Below are 10438 nucleotides of genomic sequence, written 5' to 3'. Positions count from 1 at the left end.
CTGACTCGGGGGCGGGGGCACTTCTGCGTTTCCCGGCCGGTCTGTCCATCTCCCGGCCCTCTTGTCGCAGCCCCTCAGGGTTTGCCCTCCACCTTCGTAGGTGCAGCAGCCGCACGCAGCAGTTCGATGTCCAGGGACTCCCGGCGGATACGCTGGTCCATATAGAGAAGCGCTGTGACGCCGGCGCTGATCGACAGAGTGATTGTCGAGGCAATGACCTGGCCGGCTCCGCTGATCAGGAGATATGTCCAGCTGGGATTGCTGTCGGAGCCGATGAGTGAGTCGAAACTGTCGCTGGTGACGGCGGCCGCGATCAGATCGAACGGGATGGTGATGACTGCGCTGAGCACGCCGGCGATCAGCAGACCGAGGATCTGGATGCCCAGGACGCGCCACCACGTGCCACCGACAAGCTTGGCCGAGCGTTTCAACGCCGCGACGGCGCTCTGCTTTTCCAGCATCAGGGCCGGTGCCGCCAGGCTCCATTGACCCCAGAGCCAGATCGCGACGATCGATCCGCCGAGAAGGCCGAGAGATCCCAGGGCGGCTCCGCCGTTCTCCGAACCGGTTACGGCGATGAGCACTCCGGGAAGTGTCGCGACGGCGATCACTCCGTAAAGGGCCACCGCGATCAGCAGGGTCAGGCCGAGCAGCTGGGGCAGTCGCGGCCGGGCATCACGCCACAGGGCCCGGGCCGTGACCTGCCGGCCGAGGACTGATCGACTCGTGACCAGTGCGAGCATGCCCGTGGCGAAGACCGTCCCGATCAAGGTGACCAGAGAAGTCAGTCCGATCCCCGCGAAGGCGCCGCTGGTGCTGTGCAGGATGTCGCGCGCACTCGGGTCGGAGTTGTCCCGGAGGCTCTTGATGCGGGTGTCATCGAGAAAGAGTCCCTGTATGACTACGGAGGCGCCTGCGCTGACCAGGGCAATCGCGAAGGTGGCCGTGAGCAGGGCTCGCCAGTGGAGTCGTAGCGTGGCGAAGGCGCCTCCCACGATGTCCCCGACATCAAGGGGCCGCAGCGGGATGACGCCGGGCTTGGGCGCTTGACGCGGGATCCAGGGTCCCTGTTGCCATCCGTTCGACGGCGGGTTTCCCCAGCCGTGCCCCCAGCGTGGTGTCTCGCCTCCCGGCGACTGCGGTCCTCCGGGCGGTGGGACCCATCCGCCCCAGCCACTCACGGGTGGCGGTTGCCGCGGCGCCCAGTGGGGCGGGCCGACCGTCCCCGTCGGAGGACCGCTGGGCTCCGGTGGGGCGGGTGCGGGGCTCTGGCCGTCGACCGGCTCGGGAGAGTCGGAGGAGGATCCGGGCGATTCGGAGCCCGGAGCGTTGGTCATCGGTAGCTGCCCCTTCGTGTCGCGCTGCTGTACTGGCCGCTCATCGTGTCATGGGCTGCCGCGAACACGGCCTGGCAGGGCAGACTGGGAGGATGGGTGATCACTTCACGCAACCTGACCACGGCATCATCCCGGCTTTGCGCTGGGAGGAGCCGCCCGAGGGTCCGGTGCTGATCCTGCTCGACCAGACCCGGCTTCCCCAGGAGGAAGTCGAGTTGGTGTGCACGGACGTACAGGCGCTGGTGGCGGCGATCCGGTCGCTGGCCGTGCGAGGCGCGCCGCTGCTCGGGCTGGCGGGCGCCTATGGGATCGCGCTGGCTGCCGCGCGTGGCTACGACGTGGAAGAGGCCGTCGACCTGCTGGCGCATGCCCGTCCGACCGCCGTCAACTTGGCCTACGGAGTACGGCGTGCGGTGGGGGCATACCGTCAGGCGGCTCCGGAGCAGGCGGCGTCGGCGGCCCTGGCCGAGGCGCGTGCTCTTCACCTCGAGGACGCGGCGGCGAGCCGGGCGATGGCGGAACACGGCGGACGACTGCTCGCGGATCTGGCGTCCGGCGGCGGATATCGCATTCTCACGCATTGCAATACGGGCGCTTTGGTGTCGGGTGGGGAGGGGACCGCGTTCGCCGTGGTGATGGCCGTTCATCGGTCCGGTGAGCTGCGGCGGCTGTGGGTCGACGAGACACGTCCGCTGATGCAGGGTGCTCGGCTGACCGGGTACGAGGCGGCGCGGGCGGGCATGCCCTACACGCTGCTCGCGGACAGTGCGGCGGGGTCGCTGTTCACGGCCGGCGAGGTGGACGCGGTCCTGGTAGGGGCGGACCGGATCGCGGCGGACGGTGCGACGGCGAACAAGGTGGGCACCTATCCGCTGGCTGTGCTCGCCCGCCACCACGACGTACCGTTCATCGTGGTGGCGCCGACCACTACGGTGGACCTGGCGACGCCGGACGGCGCTTCGATCGAAGTGGAGCAGCGATCGGGCAGCGAGGTGACTGATCTCGCACCGTCGCCATTGGGCACGCAGGCGTACAACCCGGCCTTCGATGTGACACCGCCGGAGCTGATCACGGCGATCGTCACCGAGAACGGGGTGGTGTCGCCCGTAACGGGGGAGTGCTTGGCGGCGGTCTGCCGCTGATCGGCGCGCTCGATTCGGGCTGTCCCACTCACCGGGCCGGTTTCCGGCAAGTTATCCACAGGCTGACATTTGGGGGCAGCGCATCTGCGGACAACCATGGACAATGGTCGCGTAGCGTGACCTCGATCACCAAAGGTCACCAGCATCGATATGCAAATGGGATGATGGCGCGGCCGAGAACGAGAACCGCCCCTCCACCAGCGCGAATACGCCGGGCAGAGGGGCGGTGACATCTACGGTTGACATCAGTTCGGCCGTTCGACCGCTTCCCGAAGCCTCTCCAGTCGGCCCGGCTGCCTCAGAAGAAGGTCGAGCCGGCCAACCGCCTCGATCACGTCGGGATCGAGCGCCTCAGCGTAGATGTCCATGGTGGTCGAGATCCTGCTGTGCCGAAGGATCGCCTTGACAACCCGGGGGTGGACCTTGAGATGCACGAGCAGGGTCCCGCAGGACTTCCGCAGCCCCTTGGGGTTCATCTTGCCCAGGCCGGCCAACTCCCTGACACGCTGCAACGACTGGTAGAGGTTGTCAGGCTGCCAGGGCTGGCCGGTACGGGTCACGAAGACGTGGCCGGCGGGATCGTCGTACCAGGGCTGGCCAGAGGCGAGCGCCCGTTCCCGGAGCCATGTGCTGCGCATCCTCTGCCAGCGCAGAGGCGCAATGCACTGCGCGGGTAGCGGTAGCGGAGCTTTCGACGTGTCCGTCTTGGGTTCGACATCGACCGTGCCGGCGCCGGTTCGCTGCAACTGCTGTTCCACCCACAAGGTGCGTGCTTCCAAGTCGATGTTCTCCCAGCGCAGCCCGCACACTTCCGCCCGGCGCAGGCCCAGCAGGCAGACGAGCAGCAGTGCCGGGTAGTACACCGTCCGGCGGCGCGCTTCGGCGAGGAAGCGCAGGACTTCCACAGCAGTCCAGCTCTCGCCCCGTTCGGTGGTCGCCCGGACATGCACGAGCTTGGCGACGTTGCGGGTAAGGCCGAAGTCCTCCTCCATCGCGGCCGTCAGAGCCGCCGAGAGCACCCGAAGCGCCTGCCGGGCGGACTTGCTCGACACGTCCCCCGCCAGGGCCGTCATAACGGCCCGCAGCTCTTTCACGCCAAGTTTGAACATCACCTTCGTTCCGAGGTACGGCCGGAGGTACAGGCGCGTTGTCTGCTCGTAGGTGCGGTAGCTGCCTGCCGACAGGTAGGGACGGACGACCGCCTCCAACCAGTAGTCAAACCACTGGTTCAATGTCATGTCCCGGGTCGGCGTTGGGATGCCCTGCTGGGTCTTGTCGATCAGCTCACGCCGCTTGCGGTCGCATTCGTCGTACGTCTTGCCGTAGGCGTACTTCCGCTTCGTCGTGCCGTCCGGCTGGGGAACGTAGACGGCAGCCTGATAGCGGCCATCAGTCCGCTTCGTGACCGTGCCGGAGCCGTTCGGGTTGCGCTTGCGCGGGCCGGCCATCAGGCGCCACCCCCAAGCCCCTCAATGAAGGTGCGCACGGCCGACGCAGGGACGCGACGCGACCGGCCGATGGTCACCGAGGTCAGCCGGCGCGTACGCAACAGCTCGTACACCGTGGACCGCCCCACCTTGAGTCGGGCCATCACGTCGGGCACGGTCAGCAGTTCCTCCGTCATTCCGTGGTCCCCCCCAGTCGTCATGGTCGTTGCGCGCTTGGCGTGCTGTTTCGCGTGCTTGGGTGATGTCGCGATGGATCTGTTGGGCGAGCCAGGATTCGCCGGGGGTGTGGCCGTGTCCGGCGTAGGTCCAATGGGCGATCACGAGGGTGGTGGCGTCCGGGTCGGAGTCGAGGTCGGGCAGGCCGCGATCCTGGCGTTCCTGCTCGCTGCGGTAGTCGGCGCGTGCCTGGCGGAGCGCTCCGAGGGTGGTGGAGTAGCGGCGGGCTTTGGTGGAGAAGTGGCCCCGGAAGCCGAGCATGTGAGCCCAGGCCCACAGCCGGCGATCGGGATACAGCGCGTCGAGGTCCCAGCAGGCTTGGATCAGGCGGCGGGTGTGCTCGGGCAGGTCCGCCAGCTTGTCGAGTTCGGCGAGTTCACCGATGCGGCGGTCAACGGTGCCGGTCGTCTCGGCGGCTTTGGTGGCGTACTTGGCGACGTAGGAGGCAACGGCCTGTTCGGTGAGGTCTTCGCCGCCCCCGAAAGCCCCGATGGGCTGTACGTCCAGTTGCGTGCCCCAGCGCAGGACCCGGGCCGGCTGGTCACCAGCGGCGGGAACAGTGACGGCAGCACGGGCGGCGGCGGCGCGTAACGCGGCGTCGAGCAACGTCGTGGTAGCCCACCCTGGCGGGGCGGTGTCGGGCCCGTCCGGTCCGTCGAAGCGGATCACGGCATGGAAGTGGATCGCGCCGCGCTTCTGGTACTCGGCAACCTTCCCGTACGAGACCCGCAGCCGGCCGCGGAGTTCCTTCTGGGTGAGGCCGGCGCGGGCGGCCAGTTCCCGGGGCAGGTAGATGGTGACGTAGCGCCACAGGTGCGAGGCGTGATTGTTCCACAGCACCGCCCCGGCGTAGTCGTACGACTCGGGGTGCAGCGGCGTGCCCAGCTCCGGGGAGCCGTCGGGGTGGGTGGTGCCGCAGCGGCACCGGCCGGCGGCGGGGCGGTTGTGGACCGGGCCGAACGAGGGGGCGGTGAGGGTGGCGAAGACCCGGGGGTGGTCCACTACGGTGGCGGGGACGCCTTTGCCGCCGGTCAGGCCGGACAGGATGAGTTGGTAGGTGTCTCCGGCGTAGGTCCAGGCGCAGGCGGGGCAGCGCGAGGCACGGCGGTTGCCGCACGCGATGCGGAGCCGGCCGCCGGGTTCCTTGTCGGTGGCGTAGCTGTAGAGGATCTGTCCGGTGACCGGGTCCAGGGTGGTGGTGGACCCGATCAGGTGGATCGGGTCGGCGCAGCCGCCGGTGCGGGTGATCTGGTCTTGCCAGCGGTCGAAGCCGGGAAGCCCGGCCACCCGCAGGAAGTCCTGCCAGGCGACCGGGTCCAGGCCCGCCGGGAGGTCGGCGGTCATGACCACGCGATCACCTCTTGGCGGGCGGTGAGGAAGGCGTGGCCGATCCATTGGGTGTAGGCCGGGGGGATGGCTTCGGTGAGTTCTTCGCGCACGTCGGTCCAGGTGATGCCCATGGCGTGCTGCATCTCGGGCACGGTGGCCTTGCCGCCGCCAGAGCCGTACGCGGCGACATAGGGGCCGTCGCGGTACTCGCCGTGCCGGTAGCCGCGCACATAACCCCGGTGGCGGGGGTGCGCCGGCTGCGTAGTGGCCCACCGGCCGAGTTCGAAGGTGCGGTGCCGCAGCACGCCCAGGCCGAAGGTCTCGCCGCACAGGGACAGGTCCCGGCGCACAGGCGCCTTGCCGGTGGGCTGTTCGATCACGTAGGGCAGGCCGCTCATGTCCAGCAAGGTCCGCAGGGCCGGGATGAGTTGGGCGTGTTCGGCGCCCCAGCCGCGGGAGGCGTTGGTGCCCACGGTGAGGGCGCAGCCGGCCTGGCAGGGCGGCGAGGTGTGGACGAGGGCGTACCGCTGGATCTCCCCGGTGGCGATCAGGTCGGCGAGCCGTTCCAGGGCGTCGCCCCGGTGGAAGGTGAAGGGGTAGCGGGGGCGGGGTGCGATGTCCACGCCGTCAACGGCGAAGCCGGCCCGGTGGTAGCCCATCGCGGCCCCGCCGGCGCAGGAGAACAGATCCAGCACCCGCAGACCGGTGGAAGGCGTGGCCATCACTGGTCACCGCCGGAGCGGGGGTGGGTGTCGAGCCAGTTCTCGGCGCACACCTTGTGCACGGGGGTGCCCTTATCGGAGCGGAGCGGGGTGGGCTTGGTGCACAGCACGCACGGCTTGTCGCCGGTGTGGTCGAAGTGCTTGGCGTCGTTCCAGTTGAGGAAGGCCACGGCGCTCACCGGCCGGCGGTGGCGAGGGTGCGACGGGCCGGGGCGGTGATGGTGCCGGTGCCCTTGCAGGCGGGGCAGGTGACGTTGAGGGTGCGGCGGGTGCCGTCCGGGTTGCGGGTGCCGGTGGTGATGGCGACGGTCGGGAAGCCGTCGCAGTGGCCGCAAACATGCTGTCCCGGGGCAGGGGTGTGCTGGGGCATGATGGTGAGTCCCTTTCGGGTCCGTTGGATCAGGGATGGGGTGAGGCGCCCGGGGCGGCGGAAACTTGGCGGTTGAGGCCGCCCCGGGGGCCGTTACGAACGGCGGCGGTTGCGTCCGATCGGATAGGCGGGCGGGATGGCGTTGTAGGCGTCCTGGCCCTGCTGGAACGAGGCCGCGTCACCGTCGCTCTGCGCGGCCCGGTCGAAGTCGCGGGCGACCTTGCGCATGGTCTTGCGGTCACCGTGCCGCTTCGCGTTGGCGAACTCCCGGCCCAGCTCGGCCATAGCCGGATTGGCCGGGGCATCGCTCTTGCGACTGAACAGGCCCACGGCAGTCACCGACCCTTGCGGGAGTCGTTGAGGATGGCGCGAGCCACGACAGCTACGACCGCGACCGAGGCGGCGGTGACGGCAACGGCCAGAAGCATGGAAACCAGGACCACGCCGACCACCACGACTACGGCGGTGCCGCCGATGACCAGGGTGGCGACGCTGCCGGGGGTGAGCTGAACCACCGGCCGCCCGTTCTGCTGGACCGGCAGCGGCGCCGGGAGGGTGGGCTGAACCTCCGCAGCGGTGGGCTCCGGGAGGTGGGCCGGGGCCACGGCCGGCGGAGTGTAGGAGTAGTTCGGCGGGTACTTGGGCTTCAACATCAGCGGTGTCCTTTCGCGTCAGCGGGTGGTGCAGGTGTGGGTGCGGGCGGCGAGTTCAGCTGCGGAGCGGGTGGCGTAGTCGTTCGACCAGCCGCAGCGCGGGGCGGTGCAGGCGGCGACGCTGGCGTTACGGCCGTGCCGGTCGCGGTGGTCGCCGACCTCGACGGGGCCGATACGGGCGACGTTGCGGAAGCGCTCGAAGCGGGCCATGGGTCAGCTCTCCCTGCGGCGCTGTCCGCCGGGGAAGTCGTAGGCAACACGGGCGTTGTCGGCGCGGCTGTTGGGGCAGAACTCGGCCTCTTCAGCGAGCAGCGAGGCCAAGCCCGGGTTTCCGGCGGCGGCTTCATCGCGGGCGGCGGCCACCAATTCGTCTCGTGTGGGCGGGCGGCTGGTCACAACGGTTCTCCTTTCGGGTCAGGCGAGTTGGGCGGCGATGGCGTCGGCCAGCGCCGGGGGCACGCCGAGGCGGGCGCACAGGGTGTCGGTGTCGATCGGGTGGCCGGTAGTGGTGTGGTGCGCGTCGGCGAGCTTGCGGGCGTGAGCGACCAGGGCCGCCGGAACGGTCACCGCAGGAGAAGCGGGCGGAGCGGGAGCAGGAGCGGCGGGCGGAAGCTCCGGGACCGGGGCGGGTGCGCGGTCGGTGGTGACCGGCGCGGGCTGGGCCGGCGGGGCGACCGGGGCGGGCAGCTCGTCAACCGGTGCCGGTGCCGGTGCCGGTGTTGCGGCTTGGGGGGTGTGGGCCAGGAGGGTGCCGCCGAGGAAGGCCACGGCGGGCCAGCCGGCGACCAGGATGCGGAGCACGGCCGGGACGCGGTGCATGTCGAGTAGTCCGGCGGTGGCGACGTTGGCGCCGAGCGACGCGGCAAGGGCGATGATGAACCAGGTCCAGGCGGCGCGTGCCGCTTGTTTGGCGGCGTGCAGGGCACGCATACGGCGCCAGGCGGCGACCAATAGCAGGTCAACGGAGATCGGGTAAGCCCAGGCTTTCCAGCCGTCCTGTCCGGCTCCTGCCGCGATGTCGTGCAGGTGCGCGAAGGACAGCGATCCTGCGATGACGGCTTGGATCAGGATCGGGTCCAGGCGCAGAGTTCGGGACACGGGGCTCACCTCCTTTCAGGGATCAAGGCCCGGGGCCGGGCGGCCGGCGGTCATGCGGCCCCGGGCGGCGGAGTGGTTGTCAGGCGGTGCCGGTGCCTAGGCAGCCCAGGCACATGCCTTCCTGATCTCCGACGACGCGGTGGCGGCGGCCGACGCGGACGGGCACGGCAACCTGTCCGGTGCCCTTGCACGCGCCGCACGGTTCCGGCTGGGCCGGAGCAGCGGGTTTGGCGGGGCGGGCGGTGGTCTTGCGCGGGGCCGATGACGGGTCGTCCTTCCGGTTTTGGGCGATGGGCGGGGTAGGGACGTGGCGCGGGGAGCGGTCGCGCCGACCGGTGAAGCAGCGGGGGTGATCAGGTGGTGGCGGGCACCGGCGTGGCCGGGGCGGTCGGCCACGGGCCGGGGGCCAGGTGCGGGCGGAAGGCCGCCAGCGCGGGCACGTCGGGGGTCAGGTGCTCGAACTTCGCGCAGGCCACGACCGCGTCGCGCAGCGAGGTGTGCGGGGTGCGGATACGGGCCCAGCCGCCGGAGGTGTCAGCGGCGACCGCCACACCCGGCTGATCCGGTGCGATGGCCAGCACCGAGGCCAGAGCGTCGGGGGAGATGTCGCCGAAGGCCATTTTCGCTGAGCCTTCGTCGTTGACGCGGTGGCAGACCCGGCCGGTGAGCTGAGCGCGGAGCATGGTCGCGCCGTCGCCGAGTTCCGAGCCGAAGCGCTGTCCGCAGATTTCCAGGTAGATGCCCGCGGCGCGGGCGAGCTGCGCCAGACGGATCAGGCTGGTGATGATCCGTTCCCGGAGCTTCTTCTGGCCGGTGTTGGCGATGAGCAGGAGTTCGGCGACTTCATCGATCAGGACCACGATCGGCACCGGCCGGTCCTTCTCGGGCAGGCCCCAGATGTCGGAGGTGATCTCGGCCGCGGGGGTGTAGGCGCTGATCCGCTGAGCGGCCCGGATGAGCAGGAACCGGTCGGTCATCTCGGCAACCAGCGCGTCCAGCAGGTCCGCGGCGGAGTCGGGGTTGTCGGCCATGGCGGTGAACCGGCGGGCCAGCGCGGCGAGTTCCACGCCCTTGCAGTCGATCCCCACCAGAGCGACCGGCTGACCGGCCAATTCCTTGACCAGACCGCGCTGATAGACCGACTTGCCCGACTCGGTGGCGCCAAGGATCAGGCTGTGGGGGACCTTGCGGAATTCCCGGTAGTGGATCGTGCCGTCATCGCGCATGGCGACCGGTACCCGCATCGGGGACCGCTTCGCACTGGCCGGCACCTGCACGCGGCTCAGCACGTCGTATCCGGTCATCCGCAGTTCCAGGACCCCGGAGCGGATCTCCCGAGCGGAGACCTGCTCAAGCCGCCAGGAGTGGCGCAGACGGTCGGTCGCCGAGATCACGTCGAACGCGTCCTGCCCCGGCTGCAACCGGACACGCGCCACAAGCCCGGTACGGGTGGTGCGCAGGCGCAGCAGCTTCGGAGGCCGGTTGGCCGGCATCTCCCGGCGCAGCGCACGGGCGACCGCGAGGCGGGCCCGGGACGGGGGAACGGTCAGGCCGCAGGCGTCCATCACGGACCCGTACGTCCAACCGACCCGGACACGAGCCGCCGGCCCGCCGATGACCAGCCAGTACAGCGCGGGGCGGACCCGGCGCAGGATCAGCACCCCGGCGAAGCCGACACCGGATAAGACCAGGACGGTCACCATGGTGATCAGGCCCTGCCGTTCGAGGCGGCGACCGGCACCAGCGAGGTCACCGCGACCGCGCGGAAGCTGATCCCGTGCCGCTTCTGGCCGTTGAACTCGTTCTCCCAGTCCCGCGCCCGCAGTCCGGTGACCACGACCATGGTGCCGGGGGTCAGCGTGGCGTCCACGCCGGTGTTGGGAACGGTCACCTGGAACAGGTCGCCCTGTCCCTCGTCCGAGACCAGCAGGCCCACCGTCATCAGCGGGGCGCCGGTCTCGCGGTCCATCGCGACCTCGCCGGTCTGCTTGTTGACCAGCTTGGACACCGGAGGCGTCGCCACGAACACCGTGGCCGTCGAGAGATCGATCTTGAACGATGCCATGATGGCAACTCCCTTGTACGAGGGAGGAAGCGGCGGCTTGCTTGGCGGTAGGGCGCCG

The 10438-nt window shown here is 70.0% G+C and carries 14 protein-coding genes and 1 pseudogene; 1 reads left to right on the top strand and 14 read right to left on the bottom strand.

Annotated elements, in window-relative coordinates:
• Positions 1-74: 74 nt before the first annotated feature.
• Positions 75-995 (bottom strand): hypothetical protein, encoded by a 921-nt coding sequence (locus tag GA0115240_RS35150; RefSeq protein ID WP_237555466.1) that lies wholly within the window; start codon positions 993-995, stop codon positions 75-77.
• Between the two features lie 434 nt (positions 996-1429).
• Between GA0115240_RS35150 and mtnA the strand changes: the two genes are divergently transcribed.
• Positions 1430-2479, top strand: coding sequence for an S-methyl-5-thioribose-1-phosphate isomerase (mtnA, locus tag GA0115240_RS35145; protein WP_093743188.1), 1050 nt, complete (start codon positions 1430-1432; stop codon positions 2477-2479).
• Positions 2480-2724: 245 nt separating this feature from the next.
• On the opposite strand, the gene GA0115240_RS35140 is transcribed toward mtnA, so the two are convergent.
• From GA0115240_RS35140 to GA0115240_RS35085, 13 genes and pseudogenes are all read right to left on the bottom strand, one after another.
• The gene (locus tag GA0115240_RS35140) at positions 2725-3927 is read right to left on the bottom strand and encodes a tyrosine-type recombinase/integrase (RefSeq protein ID WP_093743186.1); all 1203 of its coding nucleotides are present in this window, start codon (positions 3925-3927) and stop codon (positions 2725-2727) included.
• A complete protein-coding gene (locus GA0115240_RS35135) occupies positions 3927-4103 on the bottom strand; it encodes a helix-turn-helix domain-containing protein (RefSeq protein ID WP_093743185.1) in 177 nt (58 codons plus the stop codon). Before GA0115240_RS35135 ends, GA0115240_RS35140 begins: the two co-directional genes overlap by 1 nt.
• A gap of 16 nt (positions 4104-4119) precedes the next feature.
• Positions 4120-5487: pseudogene (repSA, locus tag GA0115240_RS35130) on the bottom strand (replication initiator protein RepSA); the annotation flags it as partial.
• On the bottom strand, positions 5484-6194 hold the full coding sequence (locus tag GA0115240_RS35125) for a DNA cytosine methyltransferase (RefSeq protein WP_093743183.1): 711 nt from the start codon (positions 6192-6194) through the stop codon (positions 5484-5486). The gene GA0115240_RS35125 and the pseudogene repSA, both read right to left, overlap by 4 nt.
• Positions 6194-6373 carry a hypothetical protein gene (locus GA0115240_RS36505; RefSeq protein ID WP_141709079.1) on the bottom strand — a complete coding sequence of 60 codons (180 nt, stop codon included), beginning with the start codon at positions 6371-6373 and terminating at the stop codon, positions 6194-6196. Before GA0115240_RS36505 ends, GA0115240_RS35125 begins: the two co-directional genes overlap by 1 nt.
• Entirely contained in the window at positions 6370-6564 is a 195-nt protein-coding gene (locus tag GA0115240_RS35120) for a hypothetical protein (RefSeq protein ID WP_093743181.1), read from the bottom strand. Before GA0115240_RS35120 ends, GA0115240_RS36505 begins: the two co-directional genes overlap by 4 nt.
• Positions 6565-6657: 93 nt before the next feature.
• The gene (locus tag GA0115240_RS35115) at positions 6658-6849 is read right to left on the bottom strand and encodes a hypothetical protein (protein WP_202452059.1); all 192 of its coding nucleotides are present in this window, start codon (positions 6847-6849) and stop codon (positions 6658-6660) included.
• 50 nt (positions 6850-6899) lie between these two features.
• Complete coding sequence (locus GA0115240_RS35110; protein WP_093743177.1) at positions 6900-7217, bottom strand: SpdD protein; 318 nt, start codon at positions 7215-7217, stop codon at positions 6900-6902.
• 18 nt (positions 7218-7235) lie between these two features.
• Positions 7236-7427: a mobile element transfer protein gene (locus tag GA0115240_RS35105; RefSeq protein WP_093743175.1), complete on the bottom strand. Its 192-nt coding sequence runs from the start codon at positions 7425-7427 to the stop codon at positions 7236-7238.
• 3 nt (positions 7428-7430) lie between these two features.
• Positions 7431-7613: a hypothetical protein gene (locus GA0115240_RS36500; RefSeq protein WP_141709078.1), complete on the bottom strand. Its 183-nt coding sequence runs from the start codon at positions 7611-7613 to the stop codon at positions 7431-7433.
• A gap of 18 nt (positions 7614-7631) precedes the next feature.
• Positions 7632-8315 (bottom strand): DUF2637 domain-containing protein, encoded by a 684-nt coding sequence (locus tag GA0115240_RS35100; RefSeq protein ID WP_093743173.1) that lies wholly within the window; start codon positions 8313-8315, stop codon positions 7632-7634.
• Between the two features lie 353 nt (positions 8316-8668).
• Entirely contained in the window at positions 8669-10024 is a 1356-nt protein-coding gene (locus GA0115240_RS35090) for an FtsK/SpoIIIE domain-containing protein (protein ID WP_161302672.1), read from the bottom strand.
• Positions 10024-10380 carry an SCO3933 family regulatory protein gene (locus GA0115240_RS35085; protein WP_093743167.1) on the bottom strand — a complete coding sequence of 119 codons (357 nt, stop codon included), beginning with the start codon at positions 10378-10380 and terminating at the stop codon, positions 10024-10026. The genes GA0115240_RS35090 and GA0115240_RS35085 overlap by 1 nt, the downstream gene beginning before the upstream one ends.
• Between the last annotated feature and the right edge of the window lie 58 nt (positions 10381-10438).

This window comes from Streptomyces sp. DvalAA-14 (assembly GCF_900091855.1).
Classification (GTDB): domain Bacteria; phylum Actinomycetota; class Actinomycetes; order Streptomycetales; family Streptomycetaceae; genus Actinacidiphila.
The sequence above is the reverse complement of the archived record's forward strand: the minus strand, read 5'-3'. Positions and strand labels throughout refer to the sequence as shown.